This window comes from Paraburkholderia graminis C4D1M (assembly GCF_000172415.1).
GTDB classification, from domain to species: Bacteria; Pseudomonadota; Gammaproteobacteria; order Burkholderiales; family Burkholderiaceae; genus Paraburkholderia; species Paraburkholderia graminis.
This window is the reverse complement of sequence record NZ_ABLD01000005.1, coordinates 61,250-81,283: the sequence shown is the minus strand read 5'-3', so window position 1 is coordinate 81,283 and position 20,034 is coordinate 61,250. Positions and strand designations below refer to the sequence as shown.

Here is a 20,034-nt window from a genome sequence, read left to right as displayed (position 1 = left end):
TTCCTTTTTGCAACTCAATGCTTGTCGGCATTTTCGACGAAGCGATTGTCGTAAGTGGCCTTGAGGTCGATCGATGCTTTGCCGATCTCGGGATCGAACGCCGCCAGCACGTCGCGCACCGTGTGAGCGGCGGCGTCCGTCATAAGGCCGTCACGCGAGATGCAGCGCTGCATGTTCGCGTAGGCTCGCGCGAATACATCCTTGTCGGCCAGCGCGTACTGCGGCGGGACGGCTGCGGCGACCTGCTCGGGTGTGGCGTGCGCCATCCAGCGCTCAGCCGCAAGAATTGCATTCGTCACCGCCTGCACGGTATTGGGGTATCGGGTAGCGAAGTCCCTCGTCGTATAGATAGAGGCTTCTGGATAATCGCCGCCGAGCGTGGCGCGCGTACCTGCCGGATCGCGCATGACGGCCAGCGTGAACAGATCGCCACTGTCCTGTAGCACGGTTGCGACCGGGTCGTTGCTCATCAACGCGTCGATCTGGCCGCTGCGCGCGGCGGCAATCGCGCCGGCAGACGAGCCCACCCCGATGATCGACACGTCGCCCGGCTTGAGCCCAGACCTGCTCAACAGATAATTCACGCCCATATGAAAGCTGGAACCGGGCGAACTCACGCCGATGCGCATACCCTTGAGGTCCGCATACGTTCTGACCTTGCCGTGGCTCGCGCGCGTCGCGCCAAATACCCAGCCGGGGCACGATGCCAGGGTCACGAACGATACCAGGTGCTGTCCCTTCGCCGCCATCGTGATGGTGTTGGAATAAGCACCTGCCACGATGTCGGCGCTGCCGCCCAGCATCGCCTGCAACGCTTTCGCTCCGCCGCTGAACACACCGATCTCGACATTGAGTCCGGCCTGCTTGAAATATCCGCGGCTTTGCGCAATCACAAACGGCAGATATGGAAAACCCACGCCCGCCGCCGCCAGGTCAATACTGCTTTTCTCGGGCACCGGCCCGGCAACGGCGGCCACCGGCTGCGCGATCACGAGGGCCGCGCACGTGGCCAGTAGCGGCAAGATCAGACGCCCGAGCGTTCTCACGATGATATGTCTCCTGTCCTTGTTTGCGACTGCGGCCCACTGCATTTCAGAACGTCAGCCCTGCACGACGTCCTGACGCTGGTTGCCGAGGCCTTCGATGCCGAGCGTGACGACATCGCCTGGCTTGAGATAGACGGGCGGCTTCTGCCCCAGTCCGACGCCCGGCGGCGTACCCGTGGAAATGATGTCGCCCGGCTGCAGCGACATGAACCGCGACAGGTAGGCCACCAGATAGCGCACGCCATACACCATCGTGGCGGTGCTCCCGTTCTGGTAACGATGTCCGTTGACCTCGAGCCAGAGCCGCAACGCCTGAGGGTCGGGTATCTCGTCCGCGCTCACCAGCCACGGGCCGGTCGGACCAAACGTATCGGCCGATTTGCCCTTGGTCCACTGCCCCTCGCGTTCGGCCTGGAACGCGCGCTCGGACACGTCGTTGATCACGCAGTAGCCGGCGACGTGGTCCATTGCATCGCGCTCGCTCACATATTTTGCGGTCTTGCCGATGACGACGCCCAGCTCGACCTCCCAATCCGTTTTCAGAGCATCGCGCGGAATCTCGATTGTGTCATTGGGGCCGACAATCGCGCTCGTCGCTTTCATGAAGATGATGGGTTCCGGCGGCACGGTCGCGCCGGTCTCGGCGGCATGGTCGGAGTAATTGAGGCCAATGCAGATGAATTTGCCCGTGCCGCCGACGCATGGTCCGAGGCGGACATTGCCTTCCACCCGCGGCAACGCCGCAAAATCGAGCGCCTTCAGATGAGAGAGGCTATCGGGCAGCAGAACATCGCCGGCAATGTCGGGCACATGGCTCGAGAGATCCCGCAGATTTCCATCGGCATCGAGCCCGCCGGGTTTTTCCTTGCCGGGTGCGCCGTAGCGTAACAGCTTCATAGGTGTGCTCGCTTCAGTAGGTGGCGCGTCCGCCGGACAGGTCGAACACCGCGCCGGTGGTGAACGAATTCTCTTCGCTCGCGAGCCAGGCGATCATCGCGGCCGCTTCGCCGAGTTCGAGAAAACGGCCGCGCGGGATCTTGCCGAGCATGTAGCGGATATGTTCAGGCGACTGCTCCATCGCGCCGGGCGTGCGCGCAACGGCGGGCGTGACGCAATTGACCGCGATGTCGTGACTCGCCAGTTCCTTACCGAGCGATTTGGTCATCGCGATGACGGCAGCCTTGGCCGAACTGTAGGCCGCTGCATTCGGATTGCCCTCCTTGCCTGCCACCGACGCAAGATTGACGATGCGGCCGTAGTTCTGGCCGATCATGCCCGGCACGACCGCACGGCAGCAATGAAAGGTGCCGTTCACGTCGATGTCGATCACCTGCTTCCAGGCGTCCAGCGGGTAGTCGATGAGGGCAGCGTTGGGGCCGACGACGGCCGCGTTATTGATCAGGATGTCGATGCGTCCGGCCGCTTTCAGCGTTCCCGCCACGGCGGCCTGGACGCTCGCATAGTCGGCGATGTCGGCCTGCTCGAAGTGAACATGGTGCTCGCCGAGGCCGGCACGGGCCTGCTCCATGCCGGTAGGGTTGATGTCCCAGATCACGAGCCGCGCGCCGGAGGCGAGCAGCCGGCGGCCGACCTCGAGGCCGATACCTTGCGCGCCGCCGGTCACTACGGCGACGCGGTCCTTCATGTTGATCGCATTAGTCTGCAAGATGATTTCCTCGGAAAACTGTTCGGTTGCGAAACGCGCCTAGGCGCCCGCCGCGACCGTTTGCCCCGCGACGGGCCGCCAGCGCAGCAGATGGTCTTCGATCATCGACACCGCGGTATCGAGAACGAGGGCGAACACGGTCAGCACCAGAATGCCGGCGATAACCGAGTTGATGTCGAACACGCCTTCGGCCAGCAGGATCAGATAACCCACTCCCTTCTCCGAACCCAGGTACTCTCCCACCACGCTGCCCACGAAGGCGATGCCGATCGCGTTGTGCAGGCTGGAAAATACCCAACTGGTCGCGGAAGGCAGGTAGACGTGCCGCATCAGCTGACGCGAACTCGCACCCAGCATGCGGCTGTTGGACAACACGGTTGGGCTCACCTCGCGGACGCCCTGGAACACGTTGAAAAACACGACGAAGAAAACCAGCGTCACGCCGAGCGCCACCTTCGACCAGATGCCGAGGCCGAACCAGAGCGCGAAGATCGGCGCGAAAATCAGTCGCGGCATCGAATTCATGGCCTTGATGAACGGATCGAACACGACTGCAAGGAACGGGTTGAGCGCGAGCCACAGGCCGCATGCCAGCCCGGACGCCGTGCCGATCGCGAACGCCAGCATCGTTTCGAGCAACGTGGTGTACAGATGGCGAAACACCGAGCCCGTCACGAACCATTCGACGATACGGCGAGCGACGCCTAATGGATCGCCGAAGAAGAAAGGCGACAGCCATTTCTGACTGGTGCCGAGCCACCACAGAAACAGAATGCCGAACAGAATCACGAGCCGGGTCAGCAACACGGTGAACCGGTCGGCCGGTTTAAATTCGATTGTGCGCATAGCTTTTCAGAACCTCCCCTCGAAGCACGTCCCAGATCTGGGAGTGCAGTTGCAGGAAACGCTGCGTCATACGGATTTCCGACATCTCGCGCGGACGTTCGAGATCGATGTCGAACTCGGCGATAGGCCGCGTCGCGGGCCCTGCCGACAGGACGATCACGCGGTCCGACAGCGAAATCGCCTCTTCGAGATCGTGAGTCACGAACATGACGGATTTGCGGTCGAACGACCACAACTGAAGCAGTTCGTTCTCCATCAGATGCCGGGTTTGAATGTCCAGCGCGCTGAACGGCTCGTCCATCAAGATGATGCGGGGGTTGAGCGCCAGCGCCTGCGCGAGACTCGCACGTTTGCGCATGCCGCCCGACATCTGGTGCGGATACTTCTTGCCATGGCCGTGCAGACCCACTCGCTCCAGCCAGTCGCGCGCGACGGCCAGCGCCTCTTCGCGCGGCGTGCCATGGAAGATCAAGCCTATCGCGATGTTTTCCTCGGCCGTTTTCCATGGCATCAGCGCGTCGACCTGGAACAGATAGGCGGCCTGCCGGTTCAGGCCGTTGGCGAGCTTCTCGCCGAACACGCTAAGCGTCCCCGACGAGGGACGTGTCAGTCCCGCGGCCACGTTAAGCAGCGTGGATTTGCCGCAGCCCGTCGGTCCGACGATAGAGACGAACTCTCCGTCGCGGATCGTCAGGTTGCCGCCTGAAATGGCGGTGTAGGTCTGCGCGTTCTTGCCGTTGCCGGCAAAGGTGCACGTCACGTTGTCGAAGCAAAGCGCTTCGCGCACTCTTGGCTCGCTGTTCGCGAGGGGGACACTGCAGGTTGCTGTGCTCATGGCTGAATCTCCGCCGCCCTCCTGACGAACCGGTTGTCGTAGGTCGAGGAGAGGTCGATGTGGGCCGAAGCCACTGTCGGGTCGAAAGCTGCCAGCACGTCACGCACGGTCTGGGCGCCCTTGGGGTTGATCTCTCCGTTCTGCGCGATACACGGGCGGCTGTTCGTAACGCCTCAGCGTAGAGCGCCTTGTTGTCCGTCAGAAACTCTGGCGGCACGTTGTCCGCGACCTGTTGCGGGGTCGCTTTCGCGATCCACTTCTCCGCGCGCACAATCGCATTGGCTACGGCCTGCACGGTCTTCGGGTTCCTGTTGACGAAGTCCTGCGTCGCGAACAGGCTCGACTCGGGATAATCCGAGCCGAACACCTTGACGTTACCGTCGGCCGTGCGCATGTTTTCCAGCGGCTTCAGGCTGCCGTCCTTTGTGAGGACCGTGGCGCTCGGGTCGTTGACGATCAGCGCATCGATCTGGCCGGCCCGCACAGCCGCGACCGCCCCGGCCGCCTGCCCCACGCCGATGATCGACACGTCCGAAGGCTGCAGCCCTGCCTTGTGAAGAATGTAGTTGACCGCCATGTGCGTGCTCGAACCCGGCGCGCTCACGCCGATCCGCATGCCTTTGAGATCTTTCGCCGACTTCACCTCGCCCTCGCGCTTCTTCGACACGCCGAAAATCCATCCCGGACAGATGACCTGCGCCGCCACCATGACCAGATGCTGGCCCTTGGCTGCCATCGTGATAGTGTTCGAATAGGCGCCCGCAACCATGTCGGAACTGCCGCCCAGCAGGGCCTCCAGCGTCTTCGAACCACCGGAGAAAGCGGCGATGGTGACGTCGAGCCCTTCGTCCTTGAAGTAGCCACGCTGCCTCGCGACGAGCATGGGCAGATAGGTGATGCCGACCGAGGCCGCGGCGATGTGCAACTCGGGTTTCTCGGGGACATCCTTGGCCACAGCCGTGACGGAACCACAGACAAGCCCGAACGCTGCGCACAGCGAAATGGCGAGTTTCAGCTTCATGATTGTCTCCTCCCTTTCTGGGATTTTCTGGTGCGGCAAACTGCGGGACGGAACCCGGAGTGCCCGTGCCCGTCATTGCTGCGATGCCGGGCGCAGTCGGCGTGACGCGGCCCGGTCTAGGCCGGCTGCTTGCGCAGCATCTCGACCACCGCATCGCCCATGTCACGCGTGCCGACGCTGCGTGTGCCCTCCTGGTGGATGTCGGCGGTACGGTAGCCCGCGGCCAGTACCGCGCGCACGGCCCGTTCGACGCGGCTCGCGGCGTCTTCCATTTCGAAGCTTTCGCGCAGCATCATCGCAAGCGACAGGATGGCGGCGAGCGGATTGGCCATGTCCTTACCGGCGATGTCCGGAGCCGAACCGTGCACCGGCTCGTACAGACCTTTGCGGCCGGAGCCGAGCGAGGCAGAAGGCAACATGCCGATGGACCCGGTCAGCATGGCCGCCGCATCCGAGAGAATGTCGCCGAACAGGTTGCCGGTGACGATCACATCGAACTGCCTCGGCCGGCGCATCAGCATCATCGCGGCAGCGTCCACGAACAGATGGCTCAATTCGACGTCGGGATAATCGCGGCCGACGCGCGTGACCACCTCGCGCCACACCTGGCTCGCCTCCAGCACGTTGGCCTTGTCCACGGAGCACAGTCTGCGGTGACGGCGGCGTGCGGCCCTGAATGCAGCGTGCGCGACGCGCTCGACCTCGGACTCCGCATAACGCATTGTGTTGAAGCCCACGCGCTCGCCTGCCGGATTGGTCTCGAACCCGCGCGGCTCGCCAAAATAGGCGTCGCCATTCAACTCGCGCACGATGACGAGATCCAGCCCGTCGACCACTTCCGGCCGCAGGGTCGACGCACCGATCAATTCCGGGAACATGTAGGCCGGACGGAAGTTGGCGTAAAGCGTCAGCGCCTGGCGCAACTGCAGCAGTCCGGTCCCCGGACGGCGGTCGCGCGGAATCCCGGCTTCATCGGCCACGCCGACCGCGCCAAACAGGATCGCGTCGGCCTTGCGCGCCAACTCCAGTGTCGGCTCGGGCAGCGGCACGCCGTGCGCCTGAAGCCCGGCCTCGCCGATGGCCGCCTCATGGGTCTCGGCCTGGGGCGCCACGACCTGCAGCACCTTGAGAGCCTGGGCCAGTACTTCCGGACCGATACCATCGCCTGGCATGACTGCAATCTTCATCTGAACATCTCCTTTTGTTATCGGGAAAGCGCTTAACAGGTTTCCGCGCGGTTGCGCTCGAACGCATCGATCCGATCCTGGTGCGACAGGGTGTAGTCGATTTCATCGATGCCGCGCAGCAGGCACTCTTTTGCGAACGGCTCCATGTCGAACGCATGGACCGCGCCGTCGGGCAAGGTCACGGTCTGCGCGGGCAGATCGACGGCGATGCGACTGCCGGGGCTGGCCGACAAGGTGTCCAGCAGAGGCAGCACCACGGCCTCCGGCAACATGATGGGCAGCAGCCCGTTCTTGAGACAGTTGATGAAGAAGATGTCGCCGAAGCTCGGCGCAATCGCCGCGCGAATGCCGTAGTCGTATAGCGCCCATACCGCATGCTCGCGCGACGATCCACATCCGAAGTTGTGGTTCGCCACGACGATGCGCGAGTCACGGTAAGCCGCCCGGTTGAGAACGAAGTCGGGCTGTTCAGTGCCATCCGGGCCAAAGCGCAGCGACCGGAACAGAAACTTGCTGAAATCGTCGGAGCGGGGTTTTTGCAGGAAGCGAGCCGGCAGAATCTGGTCGGTATCGCAGTTGATCGCAACGATCGGCGCCGCCACTGCGTCGAGGTAAGTCAGGCTTTCCATGCTCATGCTCCTAGCAGACGGCGCACGTCTGTCAGACGCCCCGTCACCGCGGCGGCCGCCGCCATGGCCGGGCTCATCAGATGGGTGCGCACGCCGGGGCCCTGGCGGCCTATGAAATTGCGGTTTGACGTGGACGCGCAGCGCTGCCCGGGCGCGGCCGTGTCGCCGTTGGTCGCAAGGCACATCGAACAGCCGGGAAAGCGCCATTCGAACCCGGCCTGTATGAACACACGATCGAGCCCTTCCGCTTCGGCCTGCGCGCGAACCTCGTGCGAGCCCGGCACGACCCAGGCCTCGACGCCCGGTGCGATGCGCCGGCCGCGCGCGACTTCGGCCGCGCTGCGCATGTCTTCGATGCGGCCGTTGGTGCACGAGCCGATGAATACCCTGTCGATCGCCACGCCTTCGAGCACCTCGTCCGGCGTCAATCCCATGTAGTCGAGCGCGCGCGACATCGCGGCGCGAAGATCGGGATCGGCCTCGCGGGCCGGATCGGGCACGCGACCGTCGATGCCGCAGGCGTACTCGGGCGTCGTGCCCCAGGTCACCATGGGCGCGATCGCAGCCACGTCGATATGCACTTCACGGTCGAACGTCGCACCCGCATCGGTCGTCAACGTGCGCCAGTGCGTAATTGCCCGGTCCCACTGCTCGCCCTTGGGGGCGTATGGCCGCCCCCCCAGATACGCGAAAGTGGTTTCGTCGGGAGCGATCATCCCGGCGCGCGCGCCGGCCTCGATGGTCATGTTGCATAGGGTCAGCCGGCCTTCCATCGACAAAGCCGCGACCGCGGAGCCGGCGTATTCGATCACGTGGCCTGCCGCGCCGGCGACGCCGATCCGTGCAATCACCGCGAGAATCAGATCTTTTGCGCTGACGCCCGCGCCTGGAATGCCGTGGAGCGTGACGCGCATGTTTCTCGATTTGCGCTGCCACAGACATTGCGTGGCGAGCACGTGGGCGACTTCGGTTGCGCCGATACCGAACGCGAGCGCACCGGCTGCGCCGTGCGTCGACGTGTGGCTGTCCGCGCAGACGATGGTCATGCCTGGCAGGCTCAGGCCCTGCTCCGGGCCGACCACATGGACGATGCCGCGCCGCCGGTCTTCCATGCCGAAGAGCGTGATGCGCGACTCCGCCGAGTCTCTCTGCAGCGCCTCGATCATTGCGCGCCGCTCCGGGTCGCGCACTGCTACGAGTTCGTTTGCTGCACTGGATACGTAATGATCAGCCGTGCCGAAAATGCGCCCGGGCGAACGCGGCTTGAGCCCTCGCGCACGCAGCAGATCGAAGGACTGCGCGGTGACGTCGTGAATGAAATGCCGGTCGATGAACAACAGATCCTGTCCGTCGTCGCGCGACATGACCCGGTGAGCCTCCCAAATCTTGTCGTAGAGAGTACGCGGGCCGGCCGCTCCCTGGTCGAGTTGCATCGCTTCGTCTCGCTCCATCAATGTGTCGGCCCCGGCAACCGCAGCCATGCGGTTCGCGGTCGATCGGTGAGCAACCATCTTGCACGAGGCGAGCGGGCTTGTTCGTGGTCTTTTGGAAAGGCACCATCGCCGATCGCGATGACGAACTCACTCGGAGATCGAGGCAGCCCGGTAAGCGATAGAGTTGCGCGCAGGCCGGGACAGCAACAGGTGTAATCAACACCATGTCGTACATGTTCGCTGGCATCGGCGAACCGGTTATCGGCCACATTATCGATGCCACCGGCCATACGTCGATGATCTTTCCGATTGTCGCGGGGCTTTGCGCAGCAAGTGCAGTGCTTTCGATGCCGATCAAGCGCTGAGGAACCGCGTCGCGCAAACCGGGATGGACTTCTCGATGTGTTTCTATTGCTGCAAGTCGATTCGTGGACGGCCGTTTTTATCTCTGGAGCGGCCGTTTGGTGCGCGCTGACTCGAACGGCCGAGTGGGGTCGGAAAGACTCAGTCGTCGATAGAGAGAGAAGACATTCGCCGGCACGATTTGCGAATGTCAGTGAAGCGTCCTTCTTTAAGGACGCTTCACTGAAGAGCTGCTGCCGCGGTCTTTATGCGGTCAACCAGTGCGTCCTGCGACCCACGTCCAGTTTGATCTCAGATGTCGAAGAGGGAGACGGCTTGCGCGACGCCGGCCGCTTTCAGACGGATTTCTTCGGATATCGAAGCAACGGCGTCTACCAGCGCCGAATTCCGTTGCGTCGTCACGTCAATCGCCGTTATGGCCTCTTCGATCTGCACCATGCCATGCCGTTGTTCGGCACACGCATCCTTTATCTCACCAATCAGGTTGCAGACTGTGGTTACGGCGGCCTCCGTTTCCCGCATTTTCGCGCCGGCTCTTTCTGCGACGCCGCGGCCCTCCTGGGCCAGATTTACGCTATTTGTGGCAAGGCTACGGATTTCATTGGCGGCCGCCGCGCTTCGCTGAGCAAGAGCCCTCACCTCGGCGGCCACGACCGCAAAGCTGCGCCCGCCTGGTCCCGCACGAGCCGCTTCCACTGCGGCGTTTAGAGCAAGAATGTTGGTCTGATACGCTATCCCATCGATCACGCCCAGTATGCTCCCGCTTTCCGAGCTGGACGCATCAACCTGCCGCATGATCTCGACCATCCGCTCGACTATCTCTCCTCCCGCACGCGCCACAACCGTGGATTCCTGCGCAAGTCGATCCGCCTCCCTTGCCGCCTCCGTATTGTTCAAAATCGTCGCGTTGAGCTGCTCGACACTAGCTGCAGTATTCTGAATACTACTAACCTGTTGATCGGTCCGTTCGGACAGGTCACGATTTCCGCCAGATAGCGTCTCGGTCCCCGAGGATACATGGATCACCCCGTCACGCACATCGGCTACCGTTGTCCGCAAGTTCAGGATCGCCTGGTTGAGTAGCAGCAGGACGTCCCCTAATTCGTCATCACGCGGCAAGCCAGGCGCAATGTCGAGCTGTCCTGCCGCCAGACCAATAGCCACCCGGGTGATTTCGCGCAAAGGCCGATAAACCATTTTTGTCAAAAGCCAACCGGCAATGACGAAGACAGAGAGCAGCACGGCGCATATAGTTTCAAGACGTACTCCATTGGAAGATGCAATGCACGCCGAGAACGATGCCAGCAACAGCCCCAGCACGACACTCGCAATCTTCCAACGCAAACTTATGCGTATGGCGCCGGACGGCGAAAAGAACCCTCTTTTCTTCCGAACTCTTCCGCCGTGTACAGACCAGTCCCTGCTGCCGTCACCGATCATTCGGTAGGCGTGGGCTACGTCGGCGGCCTCCGCAAGTTCGATGGGTTCGATCATCGCAATTGCCCGTTTGCCGGAACGGCTGGGCATCAGATTCGATCGGGCCCAAAAAACCTCACCAGTCACCGTTCGGTAAGCGAGGAATCCAATCCATGGGCGATTAGCCCGCACCGTTTTCTGGATATCGAGCAGGACGGCCTTAGGTATATCTGCAAGTAGCGACGACGCTGGCGCATTAAGCACGGCTTCGCGGGACCACCCGAGCGATTCCACGAACGTGTCGTTCACATATTCAACGTTCCCATCAAGTGCCACCATAACGAGTGGACGGCGTGCGCTTGACGTCATTTCTCCACCTCGCAAAGATCGCTCGCAGCATCACGTGTGTCTGTCATCGCTTCACTCGGGCTGCATTGCATACGAACGGTCGCTCGCCGCAGGTGACACGGTTGCGCTCGACATCATGATGTCCACCGCTCTATCCGCGACCGCCATTACCGTCGCATTCGTATTGGAGCTAATGATCGACGGCATCATCGATGCATCGAACACACGCAACCCGGTGACGCCTTTCACTTGGAGATCCGGCGTCAGGACTGACATCGGATCGTCAGGATGCCCCATCCTGCATGTGCCGACCGGATGATAGTTGGATTCCGTCGTCCGCCTGATGTACTCGGACAGTTCGTCGTCCGACTGGAGCTGGAGCCCCGGCCCCACTTCGGCCTTTACGATAGACGCGAAAGGTTCGTGAGCCGCGATTCCTCTCAGATACCGGATCGCTTCGACGAGCCGCTTCGTGTCTTCGTCATCGTGGAGCCAGTTGGGATCGACCAATGCATCGTCTGTCGGGTCGGCCGATTTCAGCCGCACGGTTCCGCGTGAACGCGGCCGCACGAGATTCGCCATCAGCGTCATGCCGTAGGACGGCTTTGGAGCCTGCGGATCGGGCCACATAACCCCAACGCAATAGAGCTGCAGGTCCGGTTCGCCGTCCGGGAACGCTGAGGTTCACGAACGCCATCGTTTCCGCACCGTTCGACGCAATGGGACCATTATGGAAAGCAAGGTATTGCAGCCCGTTCCATAGGGCACGTGCTCCGCGATCCTCGCCGAAGTAACCGTGCTGCCCGTGCGTGGTCATCGAGACCACCGCGACGTTATGGTCCTGCAGGTTTTCGCCCACGCCCGGCGAGTCGACCCGCACCTCCACGCCGTGTTCGCGCAGATGGGCTGCGGGACCGATGCCCGACAACATCAGCAGCTTGGGCGTCGCGAAAGCGCCGGCGCAGACAATCACTTCGCACGACGCCCGCGCCTGCACGAGCGCGCCGCCTGCCGTGTATTCGACACCGACCGCGCGTTCTCCCTCGAAAACAATGCGATGCACATTGGCTTGTGTGACCAGGGACAGCAGCGGATCGGACATGACCGGCGCAAGGAACGCATCTGCAGCACTGCAGCGTTGCCCCCTGTGCGTAGTCGTCTGCATATACCCGACTCCGCGCAGCGTTCCGGCATTGAAGTCCGTCGCGAACGGCAAGCCCTTGCGCTGCATGGCACGCACAAACCGGTCCGCCACATCGGCTTTGTACAACGGGTCCGAGACCTTCAGTGGGCCGTCGGCGCCGTGCGCCTCGTTGTCGAGTCGCTGGTTGCCTTCCTGTTTGCGGAAATACGGCAATAACCCTTCCCACGACCAGCCCGGATCACCCGTAGCGGCGACCCAGCGTTCGTAGTCGGTACGCGATCCCCTGGTATAAGCCATCGCATTCACGGAGCTGCCGCCGCCGACAACATTGCCCTGCGGAATGGAGACCGCGCGACCACCCAGCGACGCCTGCGGGGCCGACGCGTAGCGTTTTATAAGCGGGCTACCGTTGAACAGCATTTTGAACGTCCCAGCGGGCATACGGATCAGCGCGCTGTTAGCCGGCGGCCCTGCTTCCACCAGCAGCACTTTCGCCCGCCACTCGCGAACCAGTCGGTTCGCCGTCACGCAGCCAGCGCTCCCGGCGCCGACCACAATGTAGTCGTAGTCCATCACGTCACTCCTGCCGCGCGCGCGGCAAACCGGCAGGAAGATAGATCGCCTGGTCTTCCAGGAATGCGTGCAAGCCCTCTGGACCTCCCTCTCTACCGATCCCCGATTGCTTGAAGCCGCCAAACGGCACGTTAGGCGCCATCTCCAGTCCGTTGACGGAAACGTTGCCGGTTCTGATCCGCCGCGCCATTGCATAACCGCGCTCGACGTCGCTGGTGAACACCGTACCGCTCAGCCCGAAGTCGGTATCGTTCGCCAATGCCACCGCCTGGTCGACGTCGTCGTACGCGATGATCGACGCGACGGGGCCGAAAATTTCTTCGCGGGCAATCGTCATGTCGGCTGTCACGCCTGCGAATACGGTAGGCTCGACGAAGAACCCCTCTTCAAATCGAGGACTGCGGGCACCGCCCGTCGTGATTCGCGCCCCTTCCAGCGTGGTAGACGCTGGGTCCGTATAGGGCGGCGAGCAACCGATTGAACTATGCGCGCTGACTGCATGATGAACGCAGACCGCTGCCGAGGCGCTACAGAGAAGCTGGCAGCATTTCGAACCGCGGCGAACGGTCGTATCATTGGCGACTGCTATTGTTTGCCGATCGGCCGTTGGCCCACTGGTCGGGGCGAGTGGATTTAAACCTCCGACCACCTGCGCCCCATGCAGAAATTAGCGCCTGCTGACAATCTGCACCTTCGGGGCCGTGATCGACACCAAAATTCCGACTCGTTCCACGATATGCTGTGAGCGACCGCCTGGCGCCGATCGTGGCGCCGTCCTGCACGCGGCGTAAAGCAATTGCGCGTCAGGAGCTAGCGCACTGGAAGCTCGCGGCCACATTGATATCTCCGCCAATGTACTTTGGCCATAGCGGATAACGGCAAAGCGGCCTCGTTCTACCGAGCGTTGCGGCGTTCAGATCGCTCATCGAGAGGGTTTCGGGCGCCTTGCCGGTCTCTACCCATTGATCGAGTGCGGAAAGGGAATCGACGGCCGGATGAAACGGTCCCGTGCCGTGGCCTACGCCCGGCATCAGGTAGAAGCGTGCGAACCCATCCACCGTGCTCTGTCCGAAGCGCTGCACAAGTCCATTGTAGTAATCCGTGCTCGAGTCAGTGCTGACAATCTCGTCTGCAAGACCGTGCGTCATGATCAGCTTGCCGCCTTTCGCGACATAGGCGCTCAAGTCGGTGCTGGTCGCGTCCGTGAGCGCCGACACGGTTTGCACTCGCGACTGGTACGTACCGGGATTCAGCGGGTCGAATGTCAATGAATCGAAAGTCGGCACGCGCGTGACGAAGTACTTGACCCACTGGTCGCCCGTTACCCATTGGTTAGCGTCCTTCTTCCCCGCTGGGTTTGCAGGGACTCTGGACTCGCCGAGATCGCGCGTGGTATTTGGCCCAGCGAAGACTGAACCGGCGAGAATGTTGTAGCCGGCATAACGCATCACGCCGTTAGCAAGCGGATAAGGCAATTGCAGCGGCGCAGCAATGGTCTGCACGGTCGCGATCTGCGCGTCAGACAGACAGGTATCGCCCGAGTCCGCGCCGCTCGGGCAGCGCAGCGATGCCAGCACCGTGGCCGACTGTGCCTTGCACGCCGCCACGTTCGCGATGACGCCGTCGGCAACGCCGTCGAGCGCATCACATGCGGTCATGACCGCGTTCTGCAGCAGCACCGTTTTCGCCACGTCGAGCCAACCCGCACCGCCATTCAGATAAAGCGCCCGGCCGAGCACGACATTGCTCAGACGAAGCCCCGTATAGTTGAGCGCGGGACGGTTCACCACAATGCCGTCGTAGTCCTGCGGCCAGCGCTGCGCTTCGCTCAGACCATCGCGTCCACCCGTCGAACTGCCGAAGAAATAGACCTTGCCGGGCGCGCTCGCGTAGCGCTTTTTGATCAGCGCCATGGCGACGTCGTGTGTCTTCTTGAGGCTCAAGCCGCCGTAGTTCGCAAGCGACTCGTCGTTGGCGGCGAACTTGCCGTCCGTAATGCTCGAGCTCTGATGCCCCGAGTCGTCGCCGAAGGTCACATAGCCGTTTGCGAGCGGCGTGGATGTGCCGGTCGGGGCCATGTCGAGCGGATCGACACCGGTGATCAGCGTGCCGTCGAAACCGCCGCCGCCATAATGCAGCGCCTTGTGATTCCACCTGGTCGGGAGGTTGACCTGGAATTTGATGGAAGGCGCAGTCGGGTCGACCGGGGCGATTGCACCGTTCACCTGGCAGTATTCGCCGCTCGTTTCGACTAGCGTCGCGCTGGTAATCGTCGCGCCGCTGGTCGGTTCAGCAATCGAGGACGCAGGAATCGACAGCCCGCTCAACGCGCTGCATTGCGTGGCCGCGGTGGGCGCAGGCGTCGAACCGCCTGGATTCTCGCTGGTCGGTCCATTGCCGCCGCATCCGCTGATGCAAAAGGTGAAGGCGAGCGCCCACCCGAGCGATCTTCTGATCATCTTCGTCTCCTGAAACGATTGGCTGGTTATGTTGTTGCTATGCGTTCGCGCCGCTGTCGCTATTCGAGCGCGCGGCCGTCATGCACGACGCCGGTGTCGATAAGCCGTGCAGTTGTGCCGAAGAGCGCCTGCACACCCGCCTGCGACACGAACATCGCGTCACCGCTGTGCGCCGCGCCCGCCACCTCGACTAGTTGATGACGCAGTTGCGGATGCCGTCTGCACAGATACGCGAAATAGGCGCGGCCCCTTGCGAGTCGATGCGGGCCCTGCATCATGGCCTCGCATGAGCGGTCGAGAGCCTGATGAGCCGGATCGTTGTCGTGCGTGCCGAGCAGGTAAGTTACGTCCCGAACGACATAACGGTATTCGAGCTGTTGGACATCCAGTCCCTTTGCATAGCGCGGCAACCCTTCCGTGCCGTACTTCCATGCGTTGAACCCGGTGCAAGCGGCGCGTGCGTCTGCGTTCGATCCGTCTGTACAGTGCGGACGCCAAGCGTCGAAGTACACATACGACGACGGATTCGCAATGACATAACGCACGTTCACTCCCGCCGCCCTGCATCGCGCGGCGGCGTCGCTGAGTATCGCGTGACGATGCGCGACCTGTGCCCCGCCGGAATGCCCGGCAATGACGATCTCCCGCACCTTCGGATAAGCGCCGTCACGCACGTAGTGTTCGATCAGCGCGTCGAGTACATCGAAAGAGCTCAGCGGCGCTGGCCCGATCGCATCGAGACCGCCCATCCACGAGGTCCATTCCCAGTGCAGACAGTTGGCCGGCAACGAATGATGCTGGACATCGGCCGTCGCCAGAAACTGGGGTACGGCGAGGATCACGCTGTCGGGCTCGACACTCGACGACGCCGCGCACACTGCGTGGATTGCAGATACGCATCCGCATCGCGAAGTCTTCCGTGCAGCATTACGACCACTCGAGTCACCTCGGTGGGGCGCGCACTGCCGCCTTTGAAAAGCGGCACGGCCGCCTCACCGCGCGCGTTCGATACGATCAACCGTTCGCTGGCCACCACCTGCACGGGCACTTCGTTGCGTGGCCGTGCATCGCTGTCCATTACAAGATTCATCGCGCCGCTCATTGACCGTCGGCCAGCCAGAGATCAGGCTTGCGAACGAGGCGCCGCCCCGAGGCCGTCAGTCCAACGAGCAGCAGCGAAATGACGCCTGCGCAGATCAGATACCATGCCGGGACCAACCGCGAGCCGGTAACGTCGATCAACGTCGAAACCGTGAGGGGCGCAAGACCGCCGAACAGCGTGACCGCCACGTTGTAAGAGAGCGCAACGCCTGTCGAGCGCGTCGAGGTCGGAAAAAGCTGCGTGAGCATGCCGGGGTGCGCACCTGACATGAGGCTCAGCACGACAGTCGCAATCATTTGCGCGGTGAACACACGTTCAGCGGACGGCGCGGCGAGTACCCATGCAAAGAGCGGATAGGCAACGCACACCCACGCTATCGTGACCGGGAAAAACAGACGATATGCGCCGAAACGGTCGGCAAGACGCCCCGCCAGCGGATAGCCGACAATCCCGATGAGGCCCGACATGGCCGTGCCGAACAACGCGTTTTTCAGCGGCAAATGCAGCTGGTGCTCGACATACAGCGGCATGTACGAATGCCACAGGTAGTTCGTTGCGGCTCCAACGATGATGACACCCATCGCGCACAGCGCCGCATCGCCGCGCTCACGAATGAACGTGCGAAGCGACTGACGCGGTGCGTGTCCGAGCCGCTCGCGCAGCTGAAGAAATTCCGGCGACTCACCTACTTTGTGCCGGATATAGAAGCCCACCGGACCGACGAGCGCGCCGAGCAGGAACGGCACGCGCCAGCCCCACGACACCAGCGATTCGTGCGAGAGCCGCGTGGTGAGGAGCAGCGAGCAGAGCGATGAGAGCAGGAGCGCGACGGCCTGCGATGTCATTTGAAAACTGCCGAAGAACATCTTGCGCCGAGGCGGCGCATATTCCGTGAGCATTGCGGCTGCGGTTGCGAACTCTCCACCCACCGACAACCCCTGCAGAATGCGCGCGACAATCACAATGAGCGGCGCAGCAATCCCGATAGTCGCGTAGCTGGGTGTGAGGCCCATCATCAGCGTACTCAGCGCCATTAGAAGAATCAGCAGCGACAGGGTCTTGCGGCGCCCGTAACGATCGGCGCACGCGCCGATAACAATGCCGCCGAGCGGCCGCACCAGGAAGCCGATTGCAAACGTGGCGAGCGTCAATGTGATCGACACAAAGCTGTTGTTCGCAGGAAAGAACACCTGTGCAATGACCCTGGCGAAATACCCATAGATCAGAAAGTCGAACCACTCAAGGCCATTGCCGATGACTGAAGCAAGCACCGCACGGCGCATCTGTGAACGGCTCAGCGGCGGCGCGGCCGCAGCGGGCGTGACCGCTTGCATAACGGTTTGCATGTGTCTCCTTTTGTTTTCGGCTGCCTGCGAATAAAGAGTACGTGCTGAAGTCACCAATGTAAAATACATATGAGACGCGGTTGCCATATCCAAAACATATAGCAGGCTAGCCATGGAACTGAGACATTTGCGCTACTTCCTCGCGGTCGCCGAAGAAGGCCAGTTCACGCGCGCCGCCGCCCGGCTGCACATTCGGCAACCTCCGCTGTCGCAGCAGATCCAGGAACTCGAACAGGAACTCGGCTTCGCGCTTTTCGTGCGGCAGCCGCGCGGCGTCGCGCTGACGGCGGCAGGTGAAACGTTCGCAGCACGCGCCCGTTCCGTGCTGCTCGAACTGGACAATGCGGTCATTCAGGCGCGCCGCGTCGCGCAAGGGCACATTGGCACCGTGCGCGTCGCGCTCACGAGTTCGGCCGCGTTCCACCCTCTGACGCCCACCGCCATACGCAATTTCCGTGAGCTGTACCCTGAGGTCGCAATCGACATGACGGAGGTCAACGCGGCGGACATCATCGAAATGATGGTAGACGACCGCGCGGATGCTGCGATTCTGCGCAAACCGGTTCACACGCCCGCAGGTCTTCGGTTCGAACTGCTGGCTGAAGAACGGATGTTGCTGGTGCTGCCCGTAGGACATCGGCTCATAAGCAGCCGGGCAATAGCGCTTCAGAAGCTTGCCAACGAGTCATTCATTTTCGTGCGTCGGCATGGCGCCCCCGGCATGTACGCGGATTTTATTAGCGCCTGTCAGTCAAAGGGTTTCGAGCCGCACGTGGTCGAGGAAGTGCCGCGCATGGTAACGGCCATCAACCTCGTCGCGGCGGGCGGCGGTATCTCGCTCGTTCCCGCGTCGATGCATCGCTACCATCAGGAAAGCGTGCGCTACTGTCGCGTGGCGGGCGATCGTGCTTTTCGCGCACCACTGCATCTCGTTACGCGTGATGACTCGCAAAGCGCGGTGGCTTCCCACTTTCGCAAGACGCTGCTCGCTTTTGTGCATCGGCATCCGAGCCGCGAGTGAGTGTTGGGCTGGCGAGGTTTGATGGGAGGGGCGACCAGTGCTGCTGTTTCATGCGGCGTGTCCTGTCCTGTATAACAACGTACGCATGTCACTACGGGGCGTGGACTGTTTCGGGAACGTGTTGCCATCAGGTCCAAGTCCGTTGTCGCGGGCCACACGCGAATACACACCAAGCGCCGGTTATCGCATCGGTCCGGGACCGATCGAGGACTGGCTGCTCCGCCATCCGGCGGTGCCGGCCGCCGCCGTGGTGGGCGCGCCCGACGCCGGGCGCACGGAAATCGTTTGCGCCTTCGTGGTGCTCAAGGACGGCTTCGCGCCTGGCGATACACTCGTGCGCGAACGGCAGGCGCATGTCAGAACGGCGCTCGCGCACACGAATATCCGCGCAAAGTACTGTTTGTCGCCGCGCTGCCGCTGACGGCAACCGGCAAGGTCGTCCGCCGCGCGCTGCGCGATTCGCTCGCCGGCTGACGAGCGCGCGACACCGCCAGCGTCTCTTTTCCGGCTAATACTGTGCGATCGCCTGGGCCGCGCACGCCTGGCCGGAATGCATCGGCCGAGAGATCAGAAGAGCTCGTGATGCGCGATCAACTCACGAATCAGATCGACCAGCCTTTTGATTCCCGGCCCAAACTCACTCGCCTGGTAGCAGATCGAGACGCTATGCGCCGGGACCTCCGGCGCAACCACAAGCTGCCGCACCCGATGCGCGTCGACTTCCGACTGGATGATGCGCACCGGCACCAAGGCCACGCCCAGTCCTTTGACAACCGCCTGAACCGTCACCGGCAGGCTATTGCAAGTGCTCACTCGCTCCGGCGTCACGCGCGCGTCGGCGAACCATTTGAGAACCGTCTCATGCAGCCTTGCCGTCGGCGGGCTGATGAGCAGATGCAGGGAAGCGAGGTCCGATGGCGACAGCACCTCGCGCGTGACTGGGAAACCTGCATGCGCAAACCACCCGAAACGGTTCTTGCCGATCACCTCCTGTTTCACATGTCCGGGCACATGTGCCTCCGACACGATCGCCACGTCCAACTGCTCTGCCGCAAGCATCTGGCTAACCGCGCCGGTATCGCCGACGAAGATGGACGTCCGCACCGCCGGATAATGACGCTCGATGCGCTCGATCAGATCGGTCGCCGACACCAGCGCGAAGCTTTCATTCATTCCGAGCCGCAGCAAGCCTCGCAGCGGATCGCGCGTGCGAAAGCGCTCGACGAGTTCACTCGCGCTGCCCAGCGTTCTATCGGCCAATTCGATCAGCGCGTGCCCCTCGGCGGTCAGCCGGATCCTCGGTCCCTGTCGCACGAACAACTGCACGTTTAGCGCCGATTCGAGTTCCTTCACGCGCGCTGAAATGCTGGGCTGCGCAAGGTGCAGGTCCTCCGCAGCCGCATTAAAACTGCCGAGACGCACCACCCGCTCAAACGCGCGCAATTGATCCAGCGTTACGTTCATTCCAGTACCCCGCGCTCGGCGTCGATAGAAAATTTGGATCGCTAGACCGCAAAACAATCAGTTTTTCCTTGCGAAGGATAGCGCTTAACATCGCCTTCACGAAACTGGGAAAACCCGGCACCGCAGCTCACCGAC

Annotated in this window: 17 protein-coding genes and 3 pseudogenes; 3 read left to right on the top strand and 17 right to left on the bottom strand. The window is 62.4% G+C overall.

Translation table 11 applies throughout. From position 1 onward, the window contains the following. Window positions 1-14 precede the first annotated feature (14 nt). The 9 genes and pseudogenes from BGRAMDRAFT_RS10645 to leuC all read right to left on the bottom strand — a co-directional run bounded on the left by BGRAMDRAFT_RS10645 (window position 15) and on the right by leuC (window position 8,663). Entirely contained in the window at window positions 15-1,046 is a 1,032-nt protein-coding gene (locus BGRAMDRAFT_RS10645; RefSeq protein WP_081653066.1) for an ABC transporter substrate-binding protein, read from the bottom strand. A 54-nt stretch (window positions 1,047-1,100) separates the two neighbouring features. After that, a complete protein-coding gene (locus BGRAMDRAFT_RS10640) occupies window positions 1,101-1,943 on the bottom strand; it encodes a fumarylacetoacetate hydrolase family protein (protein WP_006048735.1) in 843 nt (280 codons plus the stop codon). 13 nt (window positions 1,944-1,956) lie between these two features. Next, window positions 1,957-2,712: an SDR family NAD(P)-dependent oxidoreductase gene (locus tag BGRAMDRAFT_RS10635; protein WP_006048734.1), complete on the bottom strand. Its 756-nt coding sequence runs from the start codon at window positions 2,710-2,712 to the stop codon at window positions 1,957-1,959. Window positions 2,713-2,751: 39 nt separating this feature from the next. Further along, window positions 2,752-3,558: an ABC transporter permease gene (locus BGRAMDRAFT_RS10630; protein WP_006048733.1), complete on the bottom strand. Its 807-nt coding sequence runs from the start codon at window positions 3,556-3,558 to the stop codon at window positions 2,752-2,754. Next, window positions 3,539-4,393: an ABC transporter ATP-binding protein gene (locus tag BGRAMDRAFT_RS10625; protein WP_044020806.1), complete on the bottom strand. Its 855-nt coding sequence runs from the start codon at window positions 4,391-4,393 to the stop codon at window positions 3,539-3,541. Before BGRAMDRAFT_RS10625 ends, BGRAMDRAFT_RS10630 begins: the two co-directional genes overlap by 20 nt. Then, window positions 4,390-5,414 (bottom strand): annotated as a pseudogene (locus BGRAMDRAFT_RS36095) (ABC transporter substrate-binding protein). Before BGRAMDRAFT_RS36095 ends, BGRAMDRAFT_RS10625 begins: the two are co-directional and overlap by 4 nt. 116 nt (window positions 5,415-5,530) lie before the next feature. Further along, window positions 5,531-6,601 (bottom strand): 3-isopropylmalate dehydrogenase, encoded by a 1,071-nt coding sequence (leuB, locus tag BGRAMDRAFT_RS10615; protein WP_006048730.1) that lies wholly within the window; start codon window positions 6,599-6,601, stop codon window positions 5,531-5,533. Between the two features lie 32 nt (window positions 6,602-6,633). Further along, entirely contained in the window at window positions 6,634-7,230 is a 597-nt protein-coding gene (gene leuD / locus BGRAMDRAFT_RS10610; protein ID WP_006048729.1) for a 3-isopropylmalate dehydratase small subunit, read from the bottom strand. Between the two features lie 2 nt (window positions 7,231-7,232). Continuing rightward, window positions 7,233-8,663 carry a 3-isopropylmalate dehydratase large subunit gene (gene leuC / locus BGRAMDRAFT_RS10605; protein ID WP_006048728.1) on the bottom strand — a complete coding sequence of 477 codons (1,431 nt, stop codon included), beginning with the start codon at window positions 8,661-8,663 and terminating at the stop codon, window positions 7,233-7,235. A gap of 224 nt (window positions 8,664-8,887) precedes the next feature. On the opposite strand from leuC, the gene BGRAMDRAFT_RS34500 reads away from it, so the two are divergent. Further along, window positions 8,888-9,028 carry a hypothetical protein gene (locus BGRAMDRAFT_RS34500; RefSeq protein WP_006048727.1) on the top strand — a complete coding sequence of 47 codons (141 nt, stop codon included), beginning with the start codon at window positions 8,888-8,890 and terminating at the stop codon, window positions 9,026-9,028. 289 nt (window positions 9,029-9,317) lie between these two features. On the opposite strand, the gene BGRAMDRAFT_RS10600 is transcribed toward BGRAMDRAFT_RS34500, so the two are convergent. The 7 genes and pseudogenes from BGRAMDRAFT_RS10600 to BGRAMDRAFT_RS10575 form a co-directional block, all read right to left on the bottom strand. Further along, window positions 9,318-10,811, bottom strand: coding sequence for a methyl-accepting chemotaxis protein (locus BGRAMDRAFT_RS10600; RefSeq protein WP_006048726.1), 1,494 nt, complete (start codon window positions 10,809-10,811; stop codon window positions 9,318-9,320). A gap of 51 nt (window positions 10,812-10,862) precedes the next feature. Further along, a complete protein-coding gene (locus BGRAMDRAFT_RS35320) occupies window positions 10,863-11,300 on the bottom strand; it encodes a GMC oxidoreductase (protein ID WP_006048725.1) in 438 nt (145 codons plus the stop codon). After that, window positions 11,272-12,507: a GMC family oxidoreductase gene (locus tag BGRAMDRAFT_RS10595; protein ID WP_006048724.1), complete on the bottom strand. Its 1,236-nt coding sequence runs from the start codon at window positions 12,505-12,507 to the stop codon at window positions 11,272-11,274. The genes BGRAMDRAFT_RS35320 and BGRAMDRAFT_RS10595 overlap by 29 nt, the downstream gene beginning before the upstream one ends. A 4-nt stretch (window positions 12,508-12,511) precedes the next feature. After that, window positions 12,512-13,156, bottom strand: coding sequence for an aldehyde dehydrogenase family protein (locus tag BGRAMDRAFT_RS10590; RefSeq protein ID WP_232292253.1), 645 nt, complete (start codon window positions 13,154-13,156; stop codon window positions 12,512-12,514). Window positions 13,157-13,310: 154 nt separating this feature from the next. Next, a complete protein-coding gene (locus tag BGRAMDRAFT_RS10585) occupies window positions 13,311-14,966 on the bottom strand; it encodes a tannase/feruloyl esterase family alpha/beta hydrolase (protein ID WP_006048722.1) in 1,656 nt (551 codons plus the stop codon). A gap of 59 nt (window positions 14,967-15,025) precedes the next feature. After that, window positions 15,026-16,068: pseudogene (locus BGRAMDRAFT_RS10580) on the bottom strand (hypothetical protein). Then, the gene (locus tag BGRAMDRAFT_RS10575; protein WP_006048719.1) at window positions 16,065-17,414 is read right to left on the bottom strand and encodes an MFS transporter; all 1,350 of its coding nucleotides are present in this window, start codon (window positions 17,412-17,414) and stop codon (window positions 16,065-16,067) included. Before BGRAMDRAFT_RS10575 ends, BGRAMDRAFT_RS10580 begins: the two are co-directional and overlap by 4 nt. 112 nt (window positions 17,415-17,526) lie before the next feature. Here BGRAMDRAFT_RS10575 and BGRAMDRAFT_RS10570 point away from each other — a divergent pair, with 112 nt between their 5' ends. Together BGRAMDRAFT_RS10570 and BGRAMDRAFT_RS10565 are read left to right on the top strand one after the other, a co-directional pair. Beyond that, window positions 17,527-18,435, top strand: coding sequence for a LysR family transcriptional regulator (locus BGRAMDRAFT_RS10570; protein WP_006048718.1), 909 nt, complete (start codon window positions 17,527-17,529; stop codon window positions 18,433-18,435). A 172-nt stretch (window positions 18,436-18,607) separates the two neighbouring features. Continuing rightward, window positions 18,608-18,909: pseudogene (locus BGRAMDRAFT_RS10565) on the top strand (AMP-binding enzyme); the annotation flags it as partial. 93 nt (window positions 18,910-19,002) lie between these two features. On the opposite strand, the gene BGRAMDRAFT_RS10560 reads toward BGRAMDRAFT_RS10565, so the two are convergent. Then, window positions 19,003-19,899: a LysR family transcriptional regulator gene (locus tag BGRAMDRAFT_RS10560; protein WP_006048716.1), complete on the bottom strand. Its 897-nt coding sequence runs from the start codon at window positions 19,897-19,899 to the stop codon at window positions 19,003-19,005. Between the last annotated feature and the right edge of the window lie 135 nt (window positions 19,900-20,034).

Coding starts and splice junctions, on each gene's coding strand:
- BGRAMDRAFT_RS10625 (WP_044020806.1), bottom strand. CDS start 4,393: ATGAGCACAGCAACCTGCAGTGTCCCCCTCGCGAACAGCGAGCCAAGA.
- BGRAMDRAFT_RS10575 (WP_006048719.1), bottom strand. CDS start 17,414: ATGCAAACCGTTATGCAAGCGGTCACGCCCGCTGCGGCCGCGCCGCCG.
- BGRAMDRAFT_RS10595 (WP_006048724.1), bottom strand. CDS start 12,507: ATGGACTACGACTACATTGTGGTCGGCGCCGGGAGCGCTGGCTGCGTG.
- leuB (WP_006048730.1), bottom strand. CDS start 6,601: ATGAAGATTGCAGTCATGCCAGGCGATGGTATCGGTCCGGAAGTACTG.
- BGRAMDRAFT_RS10570 (WP_006048718.1), top strand. CDS start 17,527: ATGGAACTGAGACATTTGCGCTACTTCCTCGCGGTCGCCGAAGAAGGC.
- leuD (WP_006048729.1), bottom strand. CDS start 7,230: ATGGAAAGCCTGACTTACCTCGACGCAGTGGCGGCGCCGATCGTTGCG.
- BGRAMDRAFT_RS10640 (WP_006048735.1), bottom strand. CDS start 1,943: ATGAAGCTGTTACGCTACGGCGCACCCGGCAAGGAAAAACCCGGCGGG.
- BGRAMDRAFT_RS10600 (WP_006048726.1), bottom strand. CDS start 10,811: ATGACGTCAAGCGCACGCCGTCCACTCGTTATGGTGGCACTTGATGGG.
- BGRAMDRAFT_RS34500 (WP_006048727.1), top strand. CDS start 8,888: ATGTCGTACATGTTCGCTGGCATCGGCGAACCGGTTATCGGCCACATT.
- leuC (WP_006048728.1), bottom strand. CDS start 8,663: ATGCAACTCGACCAGGGAGCGGCCGGCCCGCGTACTCTCTACGACAAG.
- BGRAMDRAFT_RS10560 (WP_006048716.1), bottom strand. CDS start 19,899: ATGAACGTAACGCTGGATCAATTGCGCGCGTTTGAGCGGGTGGTGCGT.
- BGRAMDRAFT_RS10630 (WP_006048733.1), bottom strand. CDS start 3,558: ATGCGCACAATCGAATTTAAACCGGCCGACCGGTTCACCGTGTTGCTG.
- BGRAMDRAFT_RS10585 (WP_006048722.1), bottom strand. CDS start 14,966: ATGATCAGAAGATCGCTCGGGTGGGCGCTCGCCTTCACCTTTTGCATC.